The organism is Paracoccus sp. MBLB3053, assembly GCF_031822435.1.
Taxonomy (GTDB): Bacteria; Pseudomonadota; Alphaproteobacteria; order Rhodobacterales; family Rhodobacteraceae; genus Paracoccus; species Paracoccus aurantius.
The window spans coordinates 1,586,551-1,609,550 of sequence record NZ_JAVQLW010000001.1 but is presented as its reverse complement, the minus strand read 5'-3'; the positions used below and the strand labels follow the sequence as shown (position 1 = coordinate 1,609,550).

At 64.4% G+C, this 23,000-nt stretch carries 21 protein-coding genes, 1 tRNA gene and 1 pseudogene; 5 read left to right on the top strand and 18 right to left on the bottom strand.

Going from position 1 to position 23,000, the window contains the following annotated elements; genetic code table 11:
* Window positions 1-90: 90 nt before the first annotated feature.
* On the top strand, window positions 91-1,893 hold the full coding sequence (edd, locus tag RGQ15_RS08135; protein ID WP_311159716.1) for a phosphogluconate dehydratase: 1,803 nt from the start codon (window positions 91-93) through the stop codon (window positions 1,891-1,893).
* A 9-nt stretch (window positions 1,894-1,902) separates the two neighbouring features.
* Here edd and RGQ15_RS08130 read toward each other — a convergent pair whose 3' ends face one another.
* The 6 genes from RGQ15_RS08130 to RGQ15_RS08105 all read right to left on the bottom strand — a co-directional run bounded on the left by RGQ15_RS08130 (window position 1,903) and on the right by RGQ15_RS08105 (window position 6,241).
* Window positions 1,903-2,370: an arsenate-mycothiol transferase ArsC gene (locus RGQ15_RS08130; protein WP_311159715.1), complete on the bottom strand. Its 468-nt coding sequence runs from the start codon at window positions 2,368-2,370 to the stop codon at window positions 1,903-1,905.
* On the bottom strand, window positions 2,371-2,859 hold the full coding sequence (locus RGQ15_RS08125; RefSeq protein ID WP_311159714.1) for a UPF0262 family protein: 489 nt from the start codon (window positions 2,857-2,859) through the stop codon (window positions 2,371-2,373).
* Entirely contained in the window at window positions 2,856-4,166 is a 1,311-nt protein-coding gene (gene hisD, locus RGQ15_RS08120) for a histidinol dehydrogenase (RefSeq protein WP_311161061.1), read from the bottom strand. Before hisD ends, RGQ15_RS08125 begins: the two co-directional genes overlap by 4 nt.
* A gap of 121 nt (window positions 4,167-4,287) precedes the next feature.
* Window positions 4,288-4,767, bottom strand: coding sequence for a DUF2948 family protein (locus RGQ15_RS08115; protein WP_311159713.1), 480 nt, complete (start codon window positions 4,765-4,767; stop codon window positions 4,288-4,290).
* Complete coding sequence (gene murA, locus RGQ15_RS08110; RefSeq protein WP_311159712.1) at window positions 4,760-6,043, bottom strand: UDP-N-acetylglucosamine 1-carboxyvinyltransferase; 1,284 nt, start codon at window positions 6,041-6,043, stop codon at window positions 4,760-4,762. The genes RGQ15_RS08115 and murA overlap by 8 nt, the downstream gene beginning before the upstream one ends.
* A complete protein-coding gene (locus tag RGQ15_RS08105; RefSeq protein ID WP_311159710.1) occupies window positions 6,044-6,241 on the bottom strand; it encodes a hypothetical protein in 198 nt (65 codons plus the stop codon). It lies immediately after the preceding gene.
* A gap of 132 nt (window positions 6,242-6,373) precedes the next feature.
* Here RGQ15_RS08105 and RGQ15_RS08100 point away from each other — a divergent pair.
* Window positions 6,374-6,448: transfer RNA gene (locus tag RGQ15_RS08100), tRNA-Thr, on the top strand.
* 437 nt (window positions 6,449-6,885) lie between these two features.
* On the top strand, window positions 6,886-7,236 hold the full coding sequence (locus RGQ15_RS08095) for a RidA family protein (protein ID WP_311159709.1): 351 nt from the start codon (window positions 6,886-6,888) through the stop codon (window positions 7,234-7,236).
* On the opposite strand, the gene lpxB is transcribed toward RGQ15_RS08095, so the two are convergent.
* From lpxB to RGQ15_RS08050, 8 genes and pseudogenes are all read right to left on the bottom strand, one after another.
* The gene (gene lpxB / locus RGQ15_RS08090; protein WP_311159708.1) at window positions 7,211-8,374 is read right to left on the bottom strand and encodes a lipid-A-disaccharide synthase; all 1,164 of its coding nucleotides are present in this window, start codon (window positions 8,372-8,374) and stop codon (window positions 7,211-7,213) included. The two genes, RGQ15_RS08095 and lpxB, sit on opposite strands and share 26 nt — an antisense overlap.
* A gap of 55 nt (window positions 8,375-8,429) precedes the next feature.
* Window positions 8,430-9,227 carry an LpxI family protein gene (locus RGQ15_RS08085; protein WP_311159707.1) on the bottom strand — a complete coding sequence of 266 codons (798 nt, stop codon included), beginning with the start codon at window positions 9,225-9,227 and terminating at the stop codon, window positions 8,430-8,432.
* Window positions 9,224-10,009: an acyl-ACP--UDP-N-acetylglucosamine O-acyltransferase gene (gene lpxA, locus RGQ15_RS08080; protein WP_311159706.1), complete on the bottom strand. Its 786-nt coding sequence runs from the start codon at window positions 10,007-10,009 to the stop codon at window positions 9,224-9,226. Before lpxA ends, RGQ15_RS08085 begins: the two co-directional genes overlap by 4 nt.
* Entirely contained in the window at window positions 10,002-10,481 is a 480-nt protein-coding gene (gene fabZ, locus RGQ15_RS08075) for a 3-hydroxyacyl-ACP dehydratase FabZ (RefSeq protein WP_311159705.1), read from the bottom strand. Before fabZ ends, lpxA begins: the two co-directional genes overlap by 8 nt.
* Window positions 10,482-10,549: 68 nt before the next feature.
* Window positions 10,550-12,655 (bottom strand): hypothetical protein, encoded by a 2,106-nt coding sequence (locus RGQ15_RS08070; RefSeq protein ID WP_311159704.1) that lies wholly within the window; start codon window positions 12,653-12,655, stop codon window positions 10,550-10,552.
* Window positions 12,652-15,425, bottom strand: a pseudogene (locus RGQ15_RS08060) (DUF4159 domain-containing protein). The gene RGQ15_RS08070 and the pseudogene RGQ15_RS08060 overlap by 4 nt, the downstream one beginning before the upstream one ends.
* Window positions 15,425-16,291, bottom strand: coding sequence for a DUF58 domain-containing protein (locus tag RGQ15_RS08055; protein WP_311159701.1), 867 nt, complete (start codon window positions 16,289-16,291; stop codon window positions 15,425-15,427). Before RGQ15_RS08055 ends, RGQ15_RS08060 begins: the two are co-directional and overlap by 1 nt.
* Window positions 16,291-17,292 carry an AAA family ATPase gene (locus RGQ15_RS08050; RefSeq protein WP_311159700.1) on the bottom strand — a complete coding sequence of 334 codons (1,002 nt, stop codon included), beginning with the start codon at window positions 17,290-17,292 and terminating at the stop codon, window positions 16,291-16,293. The genes RGQ15_RS08055 and RGQ15_RS08050 overlap by 1 nt, the downstream gene beginning before the upstream one ends.
* Window positions 17,293-17,363: 71 nt before the next feature.
* On the opposite strand from RGQ15_RS08050, the gene RGQ15_RS08045 reads away from it, so the two are divergent.
* Window positions 17,364-17,900 (top strand): DUF1285 domain-containing protein, encoded by a 537-nt coding sequence (locus RGQ15_RS08045; RefSeq protein ID WP_311159699.1) that lies wholly within the window; start codon window positions 17,364-17,366, stop codon window positions 17,898-17,900.
* 1 nt (window position 17,901) lies between these two features.
* A complete protein-coding gene (locus RGQ15_RS08040; RefSeq protein WP_311159698.1) occupies window positions 17,902-18,657 on the top strand; it encodes a hydroxypyruvate isomerase family protein in 756 nt (251 codons plus the stop codon).
* Here the strand turns inward: RGQ15_RS08040 and RGQ15_RS08035 are convergent.
* The 4 genes from RGQ15_RS08035 to RGQ15_RS08020 are packed head-to-tail and all read right to left on the bottom strand — an operon-like array spanning window position 18,654 to window position 22,983.
* Complete coding sequence (locus tag RGQ15_RS08035; protein ID WP_311159697.1) at window positions 18,654-20,993, bottom strand: aldehyde dehydrogenase family protein; 2,340 nt, start codon at window positions 20,991-20,993, stop codon at window positions 18,654-18,656. The genes RGQ15_RS08040 and RGQ15_RS08035 overlap by 4 nt on opposite strands.
* A gap of 7 nt (window positions 20,994-21,000) precedes the next feature.
* Complete coding sequence (gene deoC, locus RGQ15_RS08030) at window positions 21,001-21,951, bottom strand: deoxyribose-phosphate aldolase (protein ID WP_311159696.1); 951 nt, start codon at window positions 21,949-21,951, stop codon at window positions 21,001-21,003.
* 35 nt (window positions 21,952-21,986) lie between these two features.
* The gene (locus RGQ15_RS08025) at window positions 21,987-22,646 is read right to left on the bottom strand and encodes a DUF1523 family protein (protein WP_311159695.1); all 660 of its coding nucleotides are present in this window, start codon (window positions 22,644-22,646) and stop codon (window positions 21,987-21,989) included.
* Window positions 22,647-22,656: 10 nt separating this feature from the next.
* A complete protein-coding gene (locus RGQ15_RS08020) occupies window positions 22,657-22,983 on the bottom strand; it encodes a hypothetical protein (protein WP_311159694.1) in 327 nt (108 codons plus the stop codon).
* Between the last annotated feature and the right edge of the window lie 17 nt (window positions 22,984-23,000).

The following is a 23,000-nucleotide window of genomic DNA, read 5'->3' as shown; positions in this document are numbered from 1 at the left end:
GATTGCCATGGCTCCAGGAAAGGAGCAAGTCTGACGCGGTTGAAGCGTTAACGCTAACGTTCTATATCTCGATCCAGGAGGACGCCAGCCATGACCCTGCACGCTACCGTCGACCGAGTGACAGACCGCATCCGCGAACGCTCGGCGCGAACCCGATCCGCCTATGAGGCCAAGATCGCCCGCGCCGCCGAGGAAGGCCCGCGTCGCGCGCATCTGTCTTGTGGCAATCAGGCCCACGCCTATGCGGCCATGCCTGACAAGCAAGACCTAGCGGCATCGCGCAAGCCGAATATCGGAATCATCACTGCATACAACGACATGCTTTCGGCGCATCAACCCTATGAGCGCTATCCCGACCTCATTCGTCGCGCCGCCCATGCGTCGGGTGCGACCGCCCAGGTGGCGGGCGGCGTACCCGCCATGTGCGATGGCGTCACGCAGGGTCGCGCGGGCATGGAGCTTTCGCTTTTCTCGCGCGACGTGATTGCGCTCGCCTCGGGCGTCGCGCTTTCGCATGACACGTTCGATGCAGCGCTGTACCTTGGGGTCTGCGACAAGATCGTCCCGGGTCTCGTGATGGCCGCCGCGACCTTCGGTCACATCCCGGCAGTCTTCGTGCCGGCGGGGCCAATGCCCTCGGGCCTGCCCAATGACGAGAAATCGAAGGTTCGCCAGCAATTTGCCGCCGGCGAGGTTGACCGCGATGCCCTGATGGCCGCCGAGATGGCCAGCTACCACAGCCCCGGCACCTGCACATTCTACGGCACGGCGAATTCGAACCAGATGCTCATGGAATTCATGGGCCTTCACCTGCCGGGGTCAAGCTTCGTGAACCCCAACACGCCGCTGCGCGAGGCGCTGACCTCCGTCGCGGTTCAACGCGCCGCCGCGATCACCCGGCTGGGCAACGACTACTTGCCAGCGGGCGAAGTTCTGGACGAACGCGCCTTTGTCAACGGCATGGTCGGGCTCATGGCCACCGGCGGATCGACCAACCTCATCATCCACCTGCCCGCCATGGCGCGGGCCGCCGGGATCGTGCTCGACATCGAGGATTTCCACGATCTTTCCGAATGCGTTCCCCTGATGGCGCGGGTCTATCCGAACGGGCTGGCGGACGTGAACCATTTCCACGCCGCGGGCGGTCTGGGGTTCATGATCGGCCAGCTCGTCAAGGCCGGTCTGCTGCATGCCGACGTGAAAACCATCGCGGGCGGCGGGCTCGACCTTTACGCGCAAGAGCCGCAGCTTCGCGATGGTCAGGTGCATTGGGTCGAAGGAGCGCGCTCATCGCTCAATGACAAGATCCTGCGGCCGGTGGCGGATGCCTTCGCCCCGACCGGCGGATTGAAACAGCTGGAAGGCAATCTGGGTCGCGGGGTCATCAAGGTGTCGGCCGTGGCGCCCGAGCGTCACCTGATCGAAGCCCCTGCCCGGGTCTTTTCCGATCAGGAAGAGGTCAAGGCCGCCTTCAAGCGGGGCGAGTTCACCGAGGATACGATCGTTGTCGTCCGCTTCCAGGGGCCTCGCGCGAATGGCATGCCCGAACTGCACTCTCTCACGCCGACCCTTGCGGTGCTTCAGGATCGCGGGCTGCGCGTAGCGCTGGTCACCGATGGCCGCATGTCGGGCGCCTCGGGCAAGGTTCCGGCTGCGATCCATATTTCGCCCGAAGCAGCGGACGGGGGCCCGTTGGCGCGGGTGCAGGATGGCGACATCCTTCGTCTGGACGCAGGCAGCGGCACGCTCGAATGCCTTGCACCCGACTTCCTGAAACGCCCGGCCGCCAGCCACGACTTCACCCCTTCGTCCGAGGGTATGGGACGCGAGCTGTTTAGCGCTTTCCGCGCCCATGTCGGGCCGGCGACCGAAGGCGCGGCGGTGGTCGTCTGACCTCTAGCCCTACTTTTGCGGTTCAAGCGGGGGGCCGAAACGCGCGATCATCCGATCCCGGATCTGGTCGCGGATCTGACGATAAAGCGCGAGCCTTGCCTCGCGCCCTTCCGCCAGTCCGGTCGGGTCCATGATCGGCCAGTATTCCACCTCAAGATGGGACACCCGCGTCAGCTCCAGCGCCTGGCGCTGGCTCGCAGGGGACAGCGCCACCACCAGATCAAAGCTGCCCAGATCGTCGCCCCAGGCCTTCATCTCGTCGAATGAACGTGCGCGATGCTGGGAAATCTCGATGCCGATTTCCTGGCATACGGCGATCGCGAAACCGTCCACTTCCATGTCGTTCTTGACGCCCGCGGACTGCACATAGGCCCTGCGGCCGTAGTAGCTTTTCATCATGCCCTCTGCCATGGGGGACCGGATCGCGTTGTGGTCGCAGCAGAAAAGTACCGAATGTGGGATCTGCTCGACCACCATTTACTCCGGAATCAGGGCGCAGATCAGGGTGAAAAGCCTGCGGGCGGTGTCGATGTCGATCACCGCCTTGCCTTCAAGCCGCTCTTTCAGGGTGCGCGCGCCTTCATTGTGGATACCGCGCCGGGCCATGTCGATTGCCTCGATCTGGGCGGGCGGCAGGCGTTTCACGGCATCGAAATAGCTCGCGCAGATCTGGAAATAATCCTTGACCGTCTGCCGGAACGGACCGAGCGAAAGGTGGAACTCGACGATCCTTTCGCCGGCCTCGCTGGAGATGTCGAAGACCAGCCGACGCTCGCGCACCGCGAGCAGAAGCGCGTAGGGACCGGGGGGGGCATCCTTCCCCTCCCTGCCCGGCAGAGTGAAGCAGTTTTCCTCGAGCAGGTCGAAGACCGCGACCCGGCGATCCTGTTCCATTTCGGCGGAGGGAGGCGGCAGAGCACTGTCGTCGATATCGATCCGACAGAGGCGCCCTGCTTTACCGGTCATTCCTTCTCTCCGTTCAGCGAACGAAGCCGTGACGCGACCGAGAGGCCATGCGCGGAAAGCCCCTCGGAGGCGGCGAGACGCACCGCAGATGGACCGATTGCCCCCAGAGCCTCGGGCGTCAGGCGCGCCAACGTCGTGCGTTTGAGGAAGTCCAGCGCAGAAAGGCCGGAAGAGAAGCGCGCAGATCGCGCGGTCGGCAGCACATGGTTCGGGCCGCTCACATAGTCGCCCACGGCCTCGGGTGTCCAGCCGCCCAAAAAGATCGCCCCGGCATGGCGGGTCTTTTCCGCCAGGGCCTCGGGTTCGTCGACACAAAGTTCCAGATGTTCGGGGGCAACGCGGTCGGAAAGCGCCGCCGCCTCGTCCAGATCTCGGGTCACGATGACGGTGCCGTAGTCGCGCCAGCTCGCCCCTGCGACCGCCGCACGAGGCAGGGTCGGAAGAAGCCTCTCGACCTCGGCAACCACCGCTTCGGCAAGCGCGGCGTCCGGCGTGATCAGGATGGACTGCGCATCGGCATCATGTTCGGCCTGTGCCAGAAGGTCCAGCGCCAGCCATTCGGGATTTTGTTCACCTTCGGCAATGATGAGCACTTCCGAAGGGCCTGCGATCATGTCGATGCCGACACGTCCGAAGACCTGCCGCTTGGCTGCGGCGACATAGGCATTTCCAGGCCCCGTGATCTTGTCGACCGGTCGGATCGTTTCCGTGCCATAGGCCATTGCCGCCACGGCCTGAGCGCCGCCGATTCGATAGATTTCGTCGACCCCGGCCAGTTCCGCCGCAAGCAGCACCAGCGGGTTGACCACCCCGTCCGGCGTCGGCACGCAGATCACCAGTCGCTCGACCCCGGCCACACGCGCCGGAATGGCGTTCATGAGAACCGAAGACGGATAGCTCGCCTGGCCGCCCGGAACGTAAAGCCCGGCTGCCGAGACCGGCGTCCAGCGCCAGCCCAGCGTCGCGCCCTCGGGATCGGTCCATTGCACGTCGTCTGGCATCTGTCGCGCGTGATAGGCACGGATACGATTCGCCGCCATGGTCAGCGCGGCGCGATCTTCGGCCGAGACCTTGGCGACGTGCTCCGCGATTTCTTCACTTGAAAAGGCAAGGCCATCCGCATCGAGCGTGAGCCGGTCGAAGCGCCCCGTGAGATCAACCAGCGCCTCGTCCCCGCGTTCGCGGACATCGGCGATGATCGACGCGACCGCGTCATTCACATCCGCCGCGTCCTCGCGCTTCATCGACAGGACCTCGGCGAAGCGCTGCTCGAAATCGGATTGGGAGGTCGTCAGATGGGTCGGCATGGTCACGCTCGCGATATTGGACCTTGTTAACGGCAGCTCGAACATGGCTCAAGCCGCGATGTCGGCCGGTGCAAAGCACCGGTCCGACTGCTGGTGCGGGATCGGATGATCGCCGGATCTTTCAGTCGTCGGAATGCTCGGGTAACCGGCGGGACGGTGCGATATAGGGGCGCGTCACGTCGCGCAGCTCGACATTGAGGCATTCGGCCTCGACCGCAAGTGTACCGTCCCCAGCGAATTCAAGCAGAAGCCGACCGGTCCCATCTTCTCCGGCTTCCCATTTCATTGCCAGAAGCTCGAGTATCAGGTCGATGTCGTTGCGATCGATTCCGTCCGACAGGACACGCTGGACATCGGAAATCAGCAAAACGGCACGGACGCGTTCATAGGGACGCTCTTCGCGGCGGGCGTGATCGGCATCCTCCCAGCGAAACCTGTTCAGCAACAGGGCCAGTTGGCGATGCCGCATGTCATAGGAAATCTCGGTGACCGGCAGGATCGAGTCCTGAACCAGCGCCGAGATCACCGTCAGGTCTTCGGCATCTGCCGCCGCAAGGGAAAGTGGTGCAGGATCGACATCGGTGAAACGTGCGTCACTCATCGCTGGAAGCTCCCTTGATGCGTTCGATATCGGCGCCTACTCCACGCAGCTTGCGCACGACCTTCTCGTAGCCGCGATCCAGATGATAGACCCGGCTGACGACTGTTTCACCCTCGGCGGCAAGGCCTGCAAGGATAAGACTGACCGAGGCGCGAAGATCGGTCGCCATGACCGGGGCGCCGCGCAGCTTGCTGATGCCATGGACCGTGGCATGCCCGCCCTGAACCTCGATCCGGGCCCCCATGCGGATCAGCTCGGGGGCGTGCATGAAGCGGTTCTCGAAGATCTTTTCCTCCAGAACCGAAGTCCCTTCGGCAGTGCAGAGCAGCGCCATCATCTGCGCCTGAAGATCGGTCGGAAAACCCGGGAAAGGCTCGGTCACGACATCGACTGCACGCACGCGGCCGTTCTTGCGCGCCACTTTCAGTCCGCGATCGGTTTCGGTGACGTCGATTCCGGCCTCGTCGAGCTTTTCGCAGAAGGCCGCAACAAGGTCGATCCGACCGCCAAGGCACTCCACCTCGCCGCCGCAGATCGCCGGTGCCAGCATATAGGTGCCCAGTTCGATCCGGTCAGTCACCACCGGATGGGTCGCACCGCCCAGGGTTTTGACGCCTTCCACCGTGATGGTCGAGGTCCCCTCGCCCTCGATATGGGCACCCATTCGCCGCAGGCATTGTGCCAGATCGACGATCTCGGGCTCTCGCGCCGCGTTCTTGATGACCGTCGTGCCACGGGCGAGCGTCGCCGCCATCAGCGCGTTTTCCGTCGCGCCCACCGACACGATCGGAAAATCGATGACGGCTCCCTTGAGACCTCCAGCGGGCGCCTTGGCATGGACATAGCCCTCACGCAGGTCCAGGTCGGCACCCATCGCCTCCAACGCACGCAGATGCAGGTCGACCGGCCGCGCCCCGATGGCGCAGCCGCCCGGAAGCGACACGATGGCATGGCCGTCGCGTGCGAGCATCGGACCCAGCACGAGAATCGAGGCCCGCATCTTGCGCACAATATCGTAGTCGGCGGTATGATTGTTCAGGTCATGGCTCGAAAGCGCCAGGACCTGGCCTTCCTGCAAGCTCGCAACCTCGGCGCCCAGCGACTGGAGCAGCTCCGTCATGGTCCGGATATCGGAAAGCCGCGGGGCATTGGTCAGCGTCAGCGGCTGATCGGTCAGCAGCGTCGCGGGCATGAGCGTCAGGCAAGCATTCTTGGCGCCGGCGATCGGGATCTCGCCCTTGAGCGGCCCATTCCCCCTAACGATGATCTGATCCATCTATTCCTCGTTCTCGGGCGACCGGCCATGCGACCGGGTCTCAGGCCCGTCCTGCTCGTTCTTGGGGAGGTCCTCTTGCACCGGCACCGCGCGCGCCCGGCCCTGCGCCTTGCGGCGCGCCAGATTTGCCCGCAGAGCGGCTTTCAGTCGCGCCTCGCGATCCTCGGCGGCGGACGGTTTTCGGGGTCCCTTCGTCATTCGCTTCTGTTACCCGCTACGCGGGCTTGCGTCCAGCGCGGCGCCAACGAGGGCCGAGGCACAAAATGCGATTTTTTCGAAATTCCCCCCTTGCGCGCCCCCGGTAGTCGGTCTAAACGCCCCTCCACCGGCGCTGCGGTAGCTCAGTGGTAGAGCACTCCCTTGGTAAGGGAGAGGTCGAGAGTTCAATCCTCTCTCGCAGCACCATCTCATCCCGATCAGTTTCAGTTTTATCCCGCTCATACAGAGCTTTGAACTGCGTCACCGTTATGCCATCCCGGCGGCTAGACGAAGCGGACAGGGTGATCGCAATGGACAGATTGAATACGGGATCAGCCGACGACAACGGGGCACGGTGAGCGACGAGGCTGCTCTACATGCGCGTCGTCAGGGACCTTGATCCTCCCGCCCGGCAGCCCCTGTCATGGTCCTGTAGTAACTTGCAGGCATAGTCCCATCCGCAGTCCCCTTATGACAAGCCCGGCGTCCGACAGCCCCCACTGTCGGACGCCGTTTTTTCGCTTTGCCGAACTTGGGTTCCGGATGCTTGCCGCTCAGCCATTGAACGCCGCCTCAGGCTTTGGCATGACGTCGCTGTTCATCCGGCGGCCCTTCCGCCTCCGGAACAAACCGAAAGGAATCCCATGTCCGAGATCAAACGCCTCGAGACCGGCGCCCGCATGAGCCAAGCCGTCATCCACAACGGCATCATCTACCTGGCAGGTCAGGTCGGCAATCCGGGTGAAAGCGTCACCGACCAGACGAAAGTGGTCCTCGCCCAGGTCGACCGCCTGCTCGCCGAATGTGGCTCGGACAAGACCCGCATTCTGTCGGCCCAGATCTGGATGGCCGACATGGCCGATTTCGCGGAAATGAACGCCGTCTGGGACGCATGGGTGCCGGCGGGTCACGCGCCCGCCCGTGCGACCGGAGAATCGGCGCTGGCCACCCCCGACTATAAGGTCGAGATCATCGTGGTCGCCGCCCAGAACTGAGCGCGGCCATGACGGAGCGCGCGGCGCGCAGGCCCGGTGCCTCGCCGCCGCGCCCCAGGCGCTCCATCGTGAGACTCATCGCGGAATGCTGTTCGGCGCGGGCCTTCGGGTCCTCAAGGATGTCGTAAAGCGCCCGAGACATCGGACCAGGCTGGCATTTGCGACCAAGGAATTCGGGCACGGTCCGCGTCTCGCTGACCAGATTGACAAGCGTGACCGTGTCGGTCTTGAGCAGCAGGCTGATGATCGCACGGCTGATGGGCGCGACATCATAGCCAATGACCATCGGAACGTCATTCGCTGCCAGATCGAGGCTGACCGTGCCCGAAGCGGCCAGCGCGAGATCGGCCGCCGCGAAGGCGGCGCGACGTTCGCTTGCCACCTCGACGACGACCGGGGCCGTTGGCCAGCGCTTCGTCATGTCCCGCACGAGCCCCGCAACCCCCTTCACCGTCGGGATCACCACACGGATTTCCGGGACACGGTCGCGAAGCTGCATCAGTGCCTCGTCGAAGCGCGGACCAAGCCTTGCGACCTCGCCTTTGCGCGAGCCGGGCAGGCAAAGGATCAAGGGTGCTTTCTCGTCGATGCCGTTGGCCTTGCGGAACTCGTTTCCTTCGTCACGACTCGCCACGGGGGCTACAGCTATCGGATGTCCCACGAAATCGCAGCTCATCCCCGCAGCGTGCATGTAGGGTGGTTCGAAAGGAAGTATTGCCATGACATGATCGATCACCTTGGCCATCTTCTTGGCGCGACCGGCACGCCAAGCCCAGACCGAGGGAGCGACATAGTGGATCGTGCGCAAATCGGGCATCGTTGCGCGCGCCTGCCCGGCCACGCGCAGGCAGAAATCGGGACTGTCGATCGTGATCAGCGCATCTGGCCGCGCCTCGACCACGGCCTGCGCGGTCTGCGCGATCCGCGCCTTGAGCTGGCGATACTTGGGAAGAACCTCGACAAGGCCCATGACCGAAAGCTCTTCCATCGGGAACAGGCTTTCCAGCCCCTCCTCGGCCATCGCGGCTCCGCCCACACCGACAAATTCGGCCTCGGGGTCCAGTTCCTTCAGGCCCGCCATCAGCGGCCCGCCCAGATTATCCCCCGAAGGTTCGCCCGCGATCAGAAAGAACTTCATCGCCCCGCCCAGATGGCTGCCATTCGAAGGCCGCAGATCGCTCTGCGACCGACCGTCATGCGCGGGACCAGAGGAACAGCCCCGCTTCGTTCGCGGCCGCGATCGCCGCCTCGCGTTCCAGAAGTATGACGCCGCCGGCTTCCCAGACGATGCCACCCAGCCCGGCTTCGGCGGCCTGACGGACGGTATCGGGGCCGATCGTCGGCAGATCGATCCGGCGGTCCTGACCGGGCTTGGGGGCCTTGAAGAGCACCCCCCGCGCCCCATTGGGGTCAGGCTTCAGCCCGGCATGGAGCTTGACGAATTCCAGCATTGCCTGCGTGCCCGGCAGTGCCTCGACCGCAAGGCAAAGCCCCTGCGCGACGACCGCCCCCTGCCCCACATCCAGGGGACCAAGACCACGAACGATCGCAGCCGCGCGGGCCGCATCCTTCTGATCCCTGGACCCTGGCTCACCGGCCAGAACACCCTCACCCGGCACAAGATCCGGCAGGACCTCATCGACCGAGACGACGTGAATCCCAGCCTCTTCGAAGACATCGAGCACGGCCCGCAGCGCCGCATCGTCGCCCGATTGCATGCCCATCAGGATCTTCGGAACGATCGCCATGGTGCGTTGATCGAACAGGTCAGGTTCGATCCGGGGCCGCCGGATGGCGCCGGCAAAGACGACCTGCGTGACGCCCTGGTCTGTCAGCTCGTCGAGAAAGGGCACAAGGCGCTCAAGCCGGAAAGGCTTGGCCTCGACCTCGGGGGTCAGGTGGTCCAGCGCATAGGCAAGCGGATTGTCCAGCGCGGAGGCGATGGCCGAAGCAAGCCGACCCTCGCCGGCAATCAGGGCAATACGGCTCATGAATGCGGTGCCAGAAAGCTGCGGTCCGACGGACCTAGAATGAAGTCGAGCACCTCGCGCACCATAGGGCCGGCCTCGGCCTCGGACATCTGGCGGGCGGTGTCGCGGAAACTTCCCTGTCCCAACCGCCCGAGCATGTCGCGCAGCGCAAGGATTTCCCCGCGCGAGGCGCCACGTCGTTTCAGGCCGACAAGGTTCAGCCCGTCCAGATGCCCACGCGGCCCCTGGACCAGCCCATAGGGGATCACGTCGGCGGTCACCATCGTCACCGCCCCGATCATCGCGCCACGCCCGATCCGGACGAACTGATGCACGCCCGACAGCCCGCCGACGATCACATCGTCTTCAAGTACGCAATGACCCGCGACCGAAGCATTGTTCACGAGGATCACCTGATTGCCGATCTGGCAGTCATGCGCCACATGGCTGCCAGCCATGAACAACCCGTCATCGCCGATACGGGTCACACCGCCGCCGCCCTCGGTGCCGGGGTTCATCGTCACATATTCCCTGATACGGTTGCGTGCACCGATTTCGAGACGTGTGCTCTCGCCCCGGAACTTAAGGTCCTGCGGGACTTCGCCAATGGAGGCAAAGGGAAAGACGACCGTCTCATCCCCGATCGAGGTGTGCCCCGCCACCACGACATGGGACTTGAGCACGACGCCCCGGCCAAGTGTTACCTCGGGGCCAACGACGCAAAACGGCCCGATCTCGCAGCCTTCACCTATCGTCGCGGCAGGGTCCACCACGGCCGAGGGATGGATCAGGGACTCAGCCATTGTCACCACGGTTCAGCATGGCCATCACCTCGGCCTCGGCGGCGAGCTTGCCGTTGACCAAGGCTCGGCCTTCGAATTTCCAGACCTTGCCCCCTCCGCGAAGGGTCTTCATGTGCAGTTCAAGCACATCGCCCGGCACCACCTTGTTGCGGAAGCGGCACTTGTCGATGGACATGAAATAGGTGCCCATGCCCTTGTCGGCCAGATCAAGGCTGACGCCGACCAGAACTGCGGCCGCCTGAGCCATCGCCTCGATGATCAGGACGCCTGGCATCACCGGTTCCTGCGGGAAGTGCCCCTCGAAATGGGGTTCGTTCGAGGTCACGTTCTTGACGCCGACGCAGCTTTCGTTCGGGACGATGTCTCGGACCTTGTCGACCAGCAGGAACGGGTAGCGATGCGGCAGGATTCGCTTGATCGTGGCCAGGTCGACCTCGGTCGGCGGGATGTAAGCGGTCTCGTCGGCGGCCATGATCGGTCCTCTCGAAGTGTTTGGGCTTGCCTAGCAACGAGGCGCGGACTTGGCAAGTTTCGCGACCATCAGGCCTGCCGCCTGGGCCAGCCGCGGCCCTCGGCCATCCAGCCCGCAAGTGCGAGCCCGGCTATCATCATGAGCCAGGCCCAGCCAGGTAGCAGGGGCCGATGGGTGATGCCCGAGGTCGAGGCTGCGTTGCGCGGAGTGATCGCGATCCAGTCGCGGGCGACCCCCCTGCCATATGCAGGCCGACCTTCTCGCACCGTGCGCAGATCCGGGACGCCATCCGCAAGATGCAGCACCCCCCCGCGCGTCTCCTCGGCCAGTGGACCGAGTACGGCGGATGAGGCCACTGTTTCCTCGAACTCGCGCGGCGCAGCAGGACCCAATGCCAGAACGCGTGCAATCTCGCCGTCTGTCATCCGGTACAGGCCCGGACCTGGCGCGGTCCAGCGGGAAGTGAAGCGCCCTGGCCCGCCATCTTCGAGTTCCAGGTTGGTCACCGTGCCATCTGGTCCGGTGATCCGGACGGGCTTGGCCTCTTGCGACATGGTCCGCCGAGTGATCGTGACGGTCAGCCCGGCAGCCACATCCGCCAGCAGTGCCTCTTCCTCGAGCTCGGGCTCCTTCATCGACCAATGCGCGATGCGGCGCAGCAACTCAAGCTGCGGTCCGCCGCCCTCGAACCCACGGCCCCAGAGCCACACCTGATCCGAGGTTAGCATCGCAACCCGCCCCTTTTCGACACGGTTCAGGATCAGAAGCGGCTGGTCATCAGCTCCCGTCATCACGACCTTCGCACGGGGATCGGGGATGATCTGCGACATGCGCAGCCACCGTCCCCAATGGTTGTCGGTGCCCTCGCGAGGCGCCCCCGACAGACCCGCGGTAACGGGGTGACGCCGACCGTCATCGGTCAATACCGGCAAGAACGGCTCTTCATAGATCCGCCCGGTCGGGCGCCCCGGCAGGATCGTTCCCAGCGGCGAAAGATTGAGACTTTCCACCGTTGACATCTCGGGCCCGGCCGAGACCAGAACCGCCCCGCCTTCTTCGACATAGCGCCGGATATTGTCGAAATACTGCGGCATCAGAATGCCGCGCACACGATAGCGGTCGAAGATGATAAGATCGAAATCGCGGATCCGCTCGAGGAACAACTCCTGGGTCGGAAAGGCGATCAGCGACATCTCGTCCACCGGAACCGCATCCATCTTGTCTGGCGGGCGAAGGATGGTGAAATGGATCAGATCGACATTTGCATCCGATTTCAGCAGGTTGCGCCAGGTGCGTTCGCCCGCATGCGGCTCGCCCGACACCAACAGCACACGCAGCCGGTCGCGCACGCCCTGGATCTGGATGGCCGCCGAGTTGTTCCTGTCGGTCAGTTCGGGCGTCTCGGCCTGCGGCGGATCGAAGGTGATCGAGACGACATTCTGTCCAGCATGTCCCGGCACCACCGGAAGATCCAGAGACACGCCGGGCGGAAGGTCCAGGGTCCGATCCTCCTCACCGTCGATCAGGATATGCAGCCGCGCGCTGGCACGGGCAATCTCGGGGGGCACGTTGCCCTGATCCTCGATGCGCAACCGGATCGTGACCGGCTGATCGATCAGCCCGTAAGCGGGCGCCTCCTCGATCACCAGCCTGCGATCCCAATCTGCGGATCGGCCGGTCAGCAGCATGTGGACCGGGGCTGGCGCATCCGCCGGGACCATCGGCGCATCGTGACCAAGACCGTCCGTTACCGCGATGATCCCCGCCACCCGGCTTGCAGGCTCGGCTGAAAGGGCGCGGGCAATCGCGCCGCCGATCAAGGTCCCGTCCGGATCGTCGCTGACCGTCACCCGGCGGACCTCGGTATCGGGCATGGCCGCAAGCTGGGCCGACAGCTTTTCGATTGCCTCATCCGTCTGCGTCTCGCGACCGGGCAGCGATTGGCTGGCACTGCGATCATCGAGCAGGATCACGATATCGGACAGGCGATTGCGTATGCCGGTTTCAAGCGCGGGTCCCGCAAGGGCCGCTGCGGCGGCAAGCCCCGCGAGCCCGCGCATGGCCCAGCCGCGCAAGCCCCGCCAGAAGGACCAGATCGCAACCAGCAGCGCGAGAACCGCGATTGCCCCGACCACTTGAAGCGGCAAGAGAGGCTCGAGGCTCAGCCCGGTCATTGCATCACCTCTTCCTGCCGCAGCCGATCGAGCAGCGCCGGAACATGGACCTGATCGGATTTGTAGTTCCCGGTCAGCACATACATGATCAGGTTGACACCGAACCGATAGGCCAGTTCGCGCTGCCGCTCTCCGTCAAGGCCCGAGCCGACACTGAACAGCGGCAGGCCGTTGTCGCCGATCGCCCAGGCTTCTGCCCAGGAATTCCCGCCAATGATGACGGGCGTCACGCCATCGTTGAGATTGCGAAAGGGAACCCCGTCAGCCGCCTCCGCCCCGGCAGGAGGGGCTTCCGCCCAGACATCCTGGCCATGGTAGCGCCCGGGAAATTCGTGCAGCAGGTAGAAGGTGCGGGTCAACACATGGTCAACGGGAATCGGGGCCAGGGGCGGCACGTCCAGTGGCGCCGCGAGCCGTTGCAATGTTGCCTTGCCATCAGGGCCACCCAGCCCCGCAATATCCCCGTCTCGGGTATCGAACAGGATCAGCCCGCCGGATCGCAGGAAATGGTTCAGGCGCACATAGGCTTGCGGTGTTGGCGCTGGCTGGCTCTCGCTGACCGGCCAGTAAAGGAAGGTCAGCAGCGACAGGTCATCCCGGTCCAGATCAATGCCGATGGGTTCCCCCGGTTCAACCGTGGTCCGGTCGGTCAGCACCTGCGAGAGCCCGCGAAGCCCAGCCTCGGAAGCGGCGTCGACCTTGCCATCCCCCGTGACAACATAGGCCAAGGCCACCTCATCGGCGGCGCGAACCAGCCGGGGGTCAGGCTCGTCCTGCGCCCTCGCGATCGAGGCGACAAGCAATGCAATGCAGATCAGGGCCAGCCTCATGCCGCCGCCCCGCTGCGTGGAGGCCTGCGCAGCGTGCCCCGCGCGAGCCATGCGCTTGCCAGTGCATCGAGCGCGAACAGGGCCGCCGCGATCGCGATCAACCAGCCGCGCAGATCGACGCCCGGCGCTTGTGCCGCACGCTCGACGGCAACACCGGGCCAGTTGGCCTGTACCAGGGGCCCGCCAGCATTCAGCGCGGCCGTCCGCTCGCCGGAGTGATAAAGTCCGGCCGGAGCACCCGGCGCGGGGCCCTTGGCAAAATCAGCCGCGGGAACCGGAACAAGGTCCTGCGGGTCACGCGCCCGCCCGAAACCATCTAGCACCAGAACGGGCGTCCAGAAATCACCCTCTGCCAATTCGGGCTCGGATGGCTCGGCGCTGGCCCCGGCGGTCTGGACCAGCCGGTCAAGCATTTCGACGAACAGCCCTGAAATCGCGAGATTGGACCATTCTGCATTAGCCGTCGTGTGGAACAACACGACCTGTCCTTTCCCGGATGTCACACGCGTCACGAGCGAAGTCCCGTCACTGAGTTGTGCCAGCGTCCGTGACGACAGATCCGGCGATGGTTCGGCCAGCAATTGCGCGCGCACGGTCGCGTCAGGCGGTATCGTGAGCCCGGCAAATGGGCCGTCCGATGGGAAAGGCGCGATGGCCCGCGGCTCGCCCCAGCTCAACGCCCCGCCGACATCCCTTCCACCGGCACGCAACCGGACCGGCAGCAGCGGCTCATCCCCCAGACGGTCATAGGCGCCCATGCGAGGACCCGAGAACCTGATCAGAAGCCCGCCTGCATCGACCCATTCCTGCAAGGCCGCAGTCTCGGGCAGGGCGATTTCATCGGCCAGAACGATCACGTCAGGCGATGCCTGCAGCACATCCCCAAGTCCGCCTTCGATCAGATCCGTCCTGGGCGCGAGTGCCCGGCCAAGATAGTGCAAGGGCGAAAGCAGCCTCTGCCCCTCGCTCGCACGGTCATCGCCAACAAGTGCAAGCTTGCGCCTGCGCACGCTGTCGTCCGCCAGAACAACGGTTCCCGCCGAATCCTGGCCCTCGACCTCGAAACGGGTGATCCGGTTTCGCAGCTCGGATGGCAGGTCGATGGGCACGAGCCTGCTGGACACGCCAGCGGTATCGTCGGGCTCCCCTGGCTGAAGCCGCGCCAGTTCGCGAGAAACGCCTTGCGGATCGGTCCCGATGGCCAGCACGTTAGGAGCAGCCCCGGGCGACAGGGAAAAGAGCCGCAGGGAAGGCTGGCCGCCACCGTCATACTGGAGTGCAAAGCGCGCATCCCTTGGCGGGACGACTGTCACCGTTCCCCGGGCGCGCAGAGCGGTCAACAATGCCGATCGCCCCGGGTGGTCGAGGCCGTCGCTGAGCCAAAGAACCGAAATCCCACCCTGCGGCGTCTGGTCAAGTAGCTCATCCATGTCCTGCGGATATCGCGTTTCCCAGGCGACAGGCTGGGTTGCCCGCAACCTTGCCGCCAATTCCGACGCAGGTTGAAAAGGCAGCGTACCTTCAGCCCGTCCATCCGCCAGCAGGAGTGCAGCAGGCTGCCCTGCGGCCGATGCGCGTTCAAGTGCGCGCAAGGCACGTGCCTGGCGCTGCGGCCAGTCCGGCGCAGCCGCCCAGCCTGCATCAATGACCAGCAGCAAGGGCCCCTGCCCCGACTGTTCGGGCGCCGGCTTCCAGATCGGCCCGGCAAAGCCGATAATCAGCGCGGCAATGGCCAGCACACGCAGCAACAAAAGCCACCAGGGAGTATGCCGCGCCACGGGCTGGGCGTCCTTCAGCCCGAGAAGCAATCGCGTTCCGGGAAATTTCACCAGCTTTGGCCGCGGCGGCATCGCCCTGAGGATCAGCCAGATGATTGGCAAGGTAGCCAGAGCGGCCAGAAGCCACGGGGTCAGGAAGCCGAGAGGACCCAGAATAAGCATCAGCCCTCCAGCACCGACCAAAGCCAGAGCAGCGCTTGCGCGGGGGTGGATGCGGTATCGTGCATGCCGAAATGCCAACCGGCCTTGAGTGCCGCACGGGACAGCAATTCGCGCCTTTCAGCCAGCCGGGACAGATACTCCCCGCGCAGCCCGGCCGCGTCTCGGGTATCGTGGCTGAGCGAGCCCCCTGCCGAACGGAACAGCACGGCACCGTCATAGGGAAACCCTTCCTCGTCGGGGTCTAGCACCTGCAGCATGACCCCCTGCACCCCCATCCCTCCCGCCTTTTCCAGAACGCCAAGGATCGGCTCGGGGTCGCCCAGAAAATCGGCAAGCAGGATCAGCCTGTTACCCTGACGCAGCGCGTCTGGGGGTGGGCTGTCATCATCCTCGGCCAACACAGCACGCGCGAACAGCGATTCCGCGATGCGATCGGCCTGGATGCGACCCGATCGCGGAGGTTGCCCGGCAAGCCCTACGCGCTCTCCACCGTTCAAGAGTGCCATGGCAAGAGACAATGCAAGGAGATCCGCGCGGTCGCGCTTGCTTGGTCGCTCAGCCCCCCCGGCATAGGTCATGCCAGCCGCAGACGAGACCCAGATCGCGGCGGATTGGGCAACCTCGGCTTCACGATCGCGGACGAATTGCCCGTCCGAGCGCGCCGACCTGCGCCAGTCGATGCTGCGGGCGGTATCACCCTGCGTGGCCGGCCTATATTGCCAGAAATCCTCTCCCGTTCCGGCGCGCCGCTTGCCATGCGTCCCGACCGTGAGACTGGCTGCCAGCCGTTCAGCCGACAGGATCAGGGCTGGAAGTCCGGCTGAGGCCACCTCGGCCCCGGCGCGCAGCTCGGTGGGTGACCGCATCACGCGGCAGCCTGCATCCGGTCGCCGAGAAGCCGCGCGATCAGGCCCTCGATCGTCTCGCCACGGGATCGTGCCGCAAAGCTAAGCGCCATGCGGTGACGCAGGACCGGTGCAGCCATCGCCTCCACATCCTCGAGCGTCGGCGCAAAGCGACCGTTCAGGGCAGCGCGGGCGCGCGTCACCAGTGTCAGGGCCTGCGCGGCACGCGGGCCCGGCCCCCAGACCAGCATGTCGGCGATCCATGGCGGCGCCTCGGGCGCGCCGGGGCGGGCAGCCCGCACCAGATCCAGAATGGCGTTCAGGACGGTTTCGCCGACCGGCATGCGCCTGATCAGTCCCTGGGCCGCCATCAGGCCGGCGGCATCGAACACCCGGTGGGCCACATCGCGCTCGGTCCCAGTCGTCGCCAGGAGAATCGCCCTTTCCGTGTCTCGATCGGGATAGTCGACGTCGATCTGCAACAGGAATCGGTCTAGCTGAGCTTCGGGCAAGGGATATGTGCCTTCCTGCTCGATCGGGTTCTGAGTGGCGAGGACATGGAATGGCCGACCCAACGGGCGATGCTCTCCGCCAATCGTGACCTCGCCTTCCTGCATGGCCTGCAAAAGCGCGGATTGTGTGCGCGGGCTCGCGCGGTTGATCTCGTCGGCCATCAGCAGCTGGGTGAAGACCGGGCCTTCGATGAAGCGGAAGGCCCGGCTGCCATCGGCGCGCACGTCGAGAACCTCGGAGCCCAGGATATCGGCAGGCATGAGATCCGGCGTGAACTGGACCCGTGCGCTGTCGAGCCCGAGAACGGTGGAAAGCGTGTCGACCAGCATCGTCTTGCCAAGTCCGGGCTGGCCGACAAGCAGCGCGTGTCCCCCGGATAGAATTGCCGACAGAACCTGCTCGACCACCGCATGCTGACCGACGAAACGACGCTCGACGCTTGCGCGGGCTTCCGCCAATCGTGCCGTCAGCTCCTGGATTTCCGAGACAAGTTTATCATCCTCAGCCATGACAATGCCTCTTTTCTGATCTAGGACAGCATATGATGAGGAATGGCGAGGCTCCACTGATAATGGGTGGCATGAGTGACAATCCTGTGAGCGACCCCATGGCGCTGGCTGCTGTGGCGAAGCGTGCCTCAAAAACGGGCCACCCGCCGATCCACCTTTGGAATCCGCCATTTTGCGGCGATATCGACATGGAAATTCGCACCGACGGCACCTGGTTTTATCAGGGTTCTCCGATCGGCCGGCCCGAGATGGTGCGGCTTTTCGCATCCATTCTGAAACGCGAGGGTGACGCATATTTCCTGGTCACGCCTGTTGAAAAGGTCGGCATCCGGGTGGCCGATGCGCCCTTCATCGCTGTCGACGCGGAATTGGGGCCCGAAATCACCTTCACCACCAATGTCGGCGACATCGTCACTGCCGGACCTGATCATCCGATCGAGATGCGCGGCTCCGAGGACGCGCCAAGACCCTACCTGCACGTCCGTAACGGGCTGATGGCCCGTATCGACCGCAAGACCTTTTATCGACTGGCCGAAGTGGCTGTGCCTGACGAGAATGGGCGCATGATCCTTCACTCGGGTGGGACGAACTTTCCGCTGGAGCCCTGACATGGCGCGATTTGCCGCCAATCTGACCTATCTCTTTACCGAACTGCCGATGATCCAGCGCTTTGCCGCCGCGCGACGGGCCGGATTCGAGGGCGTCGAGATCCTGTTTCCCTATGATCTTGCCGTCAAGGAACTCACGCTTGCCGCCGCCGCGGAAGACTTGAAATTCGTGCTGATGAACGCGCCCCCTCCGAACTGGTCGGGCGGTCCGCGCGGCTTCGCGGCCGAGCCTGGCAACGAAGCGCGTTTCCGCAACGATTTCGAGCGGGCATTGCGCTTCGCATCAGCGCTGGGTGTCGAGCACCTGCATATCATGGCAGGCCGGGCGCAAGGCAAGGCTGCGCGTCGCACATTCGTGGCCAACCTTGCCTGGGCGGCCCAGAAAGCCCCCGATCTGAGCCTCACGATCGAACCCATCAACCCGCGCGACGTGCCGGGCTATTTCCTGAACGATTTCGATCTGGCCGCAGAAATCCTTGCCCAAGTCGGCGCCCCGAATCTGGGACTGCAATTCGACACCTATCAGGCGCAGATGATCAACGGCGAACTGATGCCGGTCTGGGAACGCCATGCCGCGATTACCCGACACGTTCAGGTCGCTGGCTGCCCCGGCCGCCATGAACCGAACTCGGGGGATCAGGACCTGGATCAGTTTCTGCGATCGCTCGAGGCCAGCAATTACGCCGGCTGGATCGGTGCGGAATACACCCCCCTAGCCTCGACCGAGGCCGGGATGACCTGGCTGCGCTCGGCCTAGTAGGCTGAGCTTCCGGTGCCAGCGGGCAACGCGCCGTAAGGCAGCCAGACCGTCTTTGTCCGACTTGCTGCTCGCAGGAACGAGCGTCCCTGGGCCTCGGCCCCATTCCAATCGCCGACTTCGGGCGACCAGACCGGGGTCAGCGTCTGGGCCGCCGCACGTTCCACGGCTGTCAGGGTCTCGCCTTGCCCGGAAATCCAGACAGCGTTCACCCCGTCATGTTCTGCAAGCCCGTTGCCCAGGACTTCGCGCGGCCCGGTCACGATGTTCACCACCCCTCCCGGCACATCCGAACAGGCCAGCACCTGCGCCAGTGTCAGGGCTGCCATCGGACGATCCTGAGAGGGAACCGCGACGACCGCATTTCCCATCGCGATCGCCGGAAGCACCAGCGACATCAGCCCGCTCAGCGGCGAGCCATTCGGGGCGACAATACCCATCACACCATGCGGCTCGGGCTGGACATGGGTGAGATATCCGTTTTTCGCGGAAATGGCTGCGCCGTCGAATTTGTCGGCAAAACCTGCATAGAAGAAGCAGCGTCGAATCGAGGTTTCGACTTCTTCCGCCGATGCGAAACCCGCAAATTCCGAGCGGCGGAGCGCAAGGTTTTCGGCCAGGAAATACAGCACCTGCGCCCTGCCATGCCCGCCGAGCCCCTGCCATTTTCCCAAGGCAGCTTGCGCAGCCTCGACGGCATTGCGGATATCCTTGCGTCCGCCCAGCGGAACCAGTTCCTCCTGCGCGAGATAGCTTGCCCCTCCGTCGGGTCGCTTCTGGGCACCGCCGATATAAAGCTTGACCGTCCGGTCGATTCCCTCGCCCGGCATCGTGTTATCCGCAGGCGCCGCCGAGATGACCGCAGGCGCAGGATCGCGCGCAGCCCTGGCGGTATCCGGGGTGAGATAATCCAGCATCCCTTCCCGCCCGCCTTCACGGCCGTAGCCGCTGTCACGCATTCCTCCGAAAGGGGCCGCCGCGTCGAAGATATTGGCGCAGTTCACCCAGACAACCCCCGCCTTGATCCGTGCCGCCAGATCGGTCGCGACGGTCGCGCTTTCCGACCAGATCGAAGCCGACAGGCCGTATTTCGTGTTGTTGGCAAGATCGGCGGCCTCATCCGGGGTCCGGAAGGTGGAGAGCGTCGCGATCGGTCCGAAAATCTCGTCTCGCATGCCGGGATTGGCGGGGGCGATGTTCTTGAGGTAGCCCGGCGCGATGAAGCACCCCTGCTGTGCTTCGCCGCCAACCAGTTCCGCCCCTGCCCCGGTTGCGGCATCGAGAATCGACAGAATCCTTTCCTTCTGGATCGGATCGACGATCGCCCCGATATCGGTTGATTTGTCGAGCGGCGGTCCGACCCGAAGCTTCTGCATCCGGCGCTGGAGCAGGGTTTCGAAGCGCTCGGCTACCGCCTCGGCCACCAGTATCCGCGAGCCCGCGCAACAGACCTGCCCCTGGTTGAACCAGATGGAATCGACGACACCCTCGACCGCCGCATCAAGATCAGCATCCGGCATGACGACGAAGGGGGATTTCCCACCCAGCTCAAGGGTCAGCTTCTTGCGGGAACCGGCAAGCTCGCGCGCGATTTCCCGTCCGACCTCGGTCGAGCCGGTGAAGGCGATCTTGTCGACGGGTGATTTCACCAGCGCCGCGCCGGTCTCGCCATCACCGGTCACGATGTTCACGACCCCCGCGGGAAGGCCGACATGGGAACAGATCTCGGCGAATGCCAGCGCGGTCAGCGGGGTATATTCAGCCGGCTTGAGAACGACCGTGTTCCCTGCAGCCAGTGCCGGGGCAACCTTCCATGCCAGCATCAGCAGCGGAAAGTTCCAAGGGATGATCTGGCCGCAGACCCCCAGCGCCGCCCGGTCGGGGAACTCGGTCGCGGCAATCTCGGCCCAGCCCGCATGATGATAGAAATGCCGGACGACCAGCGGGATGTCGATGTCACGGCTTTCCCGGATCGGCTTGCCGTTGTCGAGAGTTTCCAGCACCGCCAGGAAGCGCTCGCGCTTCTGGATCGTCCGGGCGATCGCGTAAAGGAAACGCGCCCGGTCATGGCCGGCCATCGCGCCCCATCCACGCGCAGCCCTGCGCGCCGCGCGCACGGCCTTGGCCACATCGCGGGCGGAGCCCTGAGAAACCTGCGCCAACTCGTCGCCCGTCGACGGATCGCGTGTAGCAAAGCTCGTCTCCGGCCGGGTGAACCGCCCGGCGATGAAATGACCGAAGCTGCCCCGATCTGTCAGCCAACGGCGGACGGGCGTCGCATCCTCAGTCGAGGGACCGTATTCCATGCTTTCCATGATCTCGCCTACGCTCGGCATGTCCGTATCATCCTGCTGCCAGTCGGTGCGAAGCGGCGTAGCGCCCCGTTACGTGATGGGAAATCTGCCGCTCGATATCGCCCAGCAGCGATGACGCCCCGATGCGGAAGAGATCGGGCCGCAGCCAGTCCCTCCCCAGTTCCTCAAGCATCAGAACCTGCCAGTTCAGCGCATCCTTGGCGGTCCGAAGGCCGCCGGCCGGCTTGAAGCCAACCGAGAATCCGGTCTGGTCGCGATAGTCGCGGATCGTGCGCAGCATGGTCAGGCTGACCGGCAGCGTGGCATTGACCGGCTCTTTTCCGGTCGAGGTCTTGATGAAATCCGAGCCCGCCTGCATCGCGACGTGGCTCGCCTTGGCGACGTTTTCCAGCGTCTTGAGTTCGCCCGTCGCCAGGATCGACTTCATCAGCGCATTGCCACAGGCCTCGCGCATGGCGCAAAGCTCATCGTATAGCGCCGACCAATTGCCCTGCAGGGCATGGGCGCGGGTGATGACAATGTCGATTTCGTCCGCACCCTGATCCAGCGCATAGCGGATCTCGGCCAGCCGCAGATCCAGAGGCATGAGTCCCGCCGGAAAGCCTGTCGCGACCGAAGCAACGGGAATGGCTGACCCCTTCAACGCACGCTTCGCGGCAGCAACCATCGTGGGGTAGACGCAGACCGCGCCGGTGGTCAGGCCGCTGGCGCCAAGCAGCGCCAGCTGGCGCGCATCGATCGGTTGAAGCGCTTTGGCGCAAAGCCGTACCACGCGGTCCTCGGTATCATCCCCCGACAGCGTGGTCAGGTCGATGCAACGCACCGCGTTCAAAAGCCAGGCCGCCTGCCATTCCTTCTTGAGACTGCGTCGACCGGGAAGGCTTGCGGCACGTCTTTCGCTGGCCGGCGTGTTGATCCGGATGGCGTCGAACCAGTCAGTTCGAAGCGCCGTGCCGGGGTTGCGACGTTCTCGTGCCATGCCTTGCATCTGTTTCTCCATTCCGCCAGGTGCGGTCAGCGTCGCCTGACCCGGTTCCACCAGCGGCTCAGCCGGCCGCGGGCGCGATCGCGTGCTTCATCCGACTGGGCGTCAAGCCGATCCCACGCCTCGTCGGCTGATCGAATTGCCGGCTCGATGCTGCGTTCGTGGAACTGGTTCCACATTCGCCAGATCAGGAACAAGAGCAGCCCCAGAACCAGCAGGATGATGATGGCAGGCCAGTTGAACGGCTGCACATCCGGACCAGCCACCGGCTTGATGGAAATCGCGTTGGGATAGATCGACAGCCACGACACCCGCCAGCCATAGGATGTCACGCTGACCCATTCCGGGCTGGCTGCCGTCGATTTCAGGTCCGTCGCCTGGGCATGCAGGTTCGAGCTGTCATACTTGAAATAGGGCGGCCAGATCCAGCCGGTATCCTCGTTGCGATAGACATAGGGCTTGCCGTTCGGGCGCACCGTATCGATGAAGCGCACGTCTCGCTGACCCTGCGCATTCTGCACCGTGCCGGTATCCGGAGAGGCATAGAAGATCGCGTTTGAGCCGATTTCGGTCAGGCGGTTATAGGTATTCGTGATCCGGACGGTCTGCTTCGACGGCAGGGCGTAATCCAGAAAAAGAAACACGGTGACGCCGAACACCACGCCAAGGACTGTCAGAAACCAGCGCATCTGCGCCCTCTCAATAGTAGTTCACCAATATGACGATCACGATAATCGCGACCACCGGCAGGATCAGCACCAGACCGACAAGCCGCGCTCTCAGCGTTTTGCCGAACCCGACCATCGAACGCCGAACGAAGTCTCGTCGTTCCGCTGTATCGCCCGCCCTATCGGGGTGACGCCGGTCCCATTCCTTCTCGAGCACTTCCCGCCTCGTGCTTCGGATATAAACCGATAGCAGGAAATAGAAAATCAGTTCGATGGCCAGAACCAGCCCGATCAGTCGCAGCAAGGCCATCATGGTCAGGATCTTTCCCGCATGGTCTGGGCGTGGGTCATGACACATGGAAGGCGCATGTGGCG

What these genes read in the sequence shown, in the direction of transcription:
- RGQ15_RS08130 (WP_311159715.1), bottom strand. Translation starts at nt 2,370, where the DNA reads ATGGTGGTCGAGCAGATCCCACATTCGGTACTTTTCTGCTGCGACCAC.
- RGQ15_RS08055 (WP_311159701.1), bottom strand. Translation starts at nt 16,291, where the DNA reads ATGCGGTCACCCACCGAGCTGCGCGCCGGGGCCGAGGTGGCCTCAGCC.
- lpxA (WP_311159706.1), bottom strand. Translation starts at nt 10,009, where the DNA reads ATGGCTGAGTCCCTGATCCATCCCTCGGCCGTGGTGGACCCTGCCGCG.
- RGQ15_RS08115 (WP_311159713.1), bottom strand. Translation starts at nt 4,767, where the DNA reads ATGAGTGACGCACGTTTCACCGATGTCGATCCTGCACCACTTTCCCTT.
- edd (WP_311159716.1), top strand. Translation starts at nt 91, where the DNA reads ATGACCCTGCACGCTACCGTCGACCGAGTGACAGACCGCATCCGCGAA.
- RGQ15_RS08040 (WP_311159698.1), top strand. Translation starts at nt 17,902, where the DNA reads ATGGCGCGATTTGCCGCCAATCTGACCTATCTCTTTACCGAACTGCCG.
- RGQ15_RS08025 (WP_311159695.1), bottom strand. Translation starts at nt 22,646, where the DNA reads ATGCGCTGGTTTCTGACAGTCCTTGGCGTGGTGTTCGGCGTCACCGTG.
- hisD (WP_311161061.1), bottom strand. Translation starts at nt 4,166, where the DNA reads ATGCCGACCCATCTGACGACCTCCCAATCCGATTTCGAGCAGCGCTTC.
- RGQ15_RS08035 (WP_311159697.1), bottom strand. Translation starts at nt 20,993, where the DNA reads ATGCCGAGCGTAGGCGAGATCATGGAAAGCATGGAATACGGTCCCTCG.
- RGQ15_RS08125 (WP_311159714.1), bottom strand. Translation starts at nt 2,859, where the DNA reads ATGACCGGTAAAGCAGGGCGCCTCTGTCGGATCGATATCGACGACAGT.
- murA (WP_311159712.1), bottom strand. Translation starts at nt 6,043, where the DNA reads ATGGATCAGATCATCGTTAGGGGGAATGGGCCGCTCAAGGGCGAGATC.
- RGQ15_RS08050 (WP_311159700.1), bottom strand. Translation starts at nt 17,292, where the DNA reads ATGGCTGAGGATGATAAACTTGTCTCGGAAATCCAGGAGCTGACGGCA.
- RGQ15_RS08095 (WP_311159709.1), top strand. Translation starts at nt 6,886, where the DNA reads ATGTCCGAGATCAAACGCCTCGAGACCGGCGCCCGCATGAGCCAAGCC.
- RGQ15_RS08045 (WP_311159699.1), top strand. Translation starts at nt 17,364, where the DNA reads ATGAGTGACAATCCTGTGAGCGACCCCATGGCGCTGGCTGCTGTGGCG.
- RGQ15_RS08070 (WP_311159704.1), bottom strand. Translation starts at nt 12,655, where the DNA reads ATGACCGGGCTGAGCCTCGAGCCTCTCTTGCCGCTTCAAGTGGTCGGG.
- lpxB (WP_311159708.1), bottom strand. Translation starts at nt 8,374, where the DNA reads ATGAAGTTCTTTCTGATCGCGGGCGAACCTTCGGGGGATAATCTGGGC.
- deoC (WP_311159696.1), bottom strand. Translation starts at nt 21,951, where the DNA reads ATGGCACGAGAACGTCGCAACCCCGGCACGGCGCTTCGAACTGACTGG.
- RGQ15_RS08085 (WP_311159707.1), bottom strand. Translation starts at nt 9,227, where the DNA reads ATGAGCCGTATTGCCCTGATTGCCGGCGAGGGTCGGCTTGCTTCGGCC.
- RGQ15_RS08020 (WP_311159694.1), bottom strand. Translation starts at nt 22,983, where the DNA reads ATGTGTCATGACCCACGCCCAGACCATGCGGGAAAGATCCTGACCATG.
- fabZ (WP_311159705.1), bottom strand. Translation starts at nt 10,481, where the DNA reads ATGGCCGCCGACGAGACCGCTTACATCCCGCCGACCGAGGTCGACCTG.
- RGQ15_RS08105 (WP_311159710.1), bottom strand. Translation starts at nt 6,241, where the DNA reads ATGACGAAGGGACCCCGAAAACCGTCCGCCGCCGAGGATCGCGAGGCG.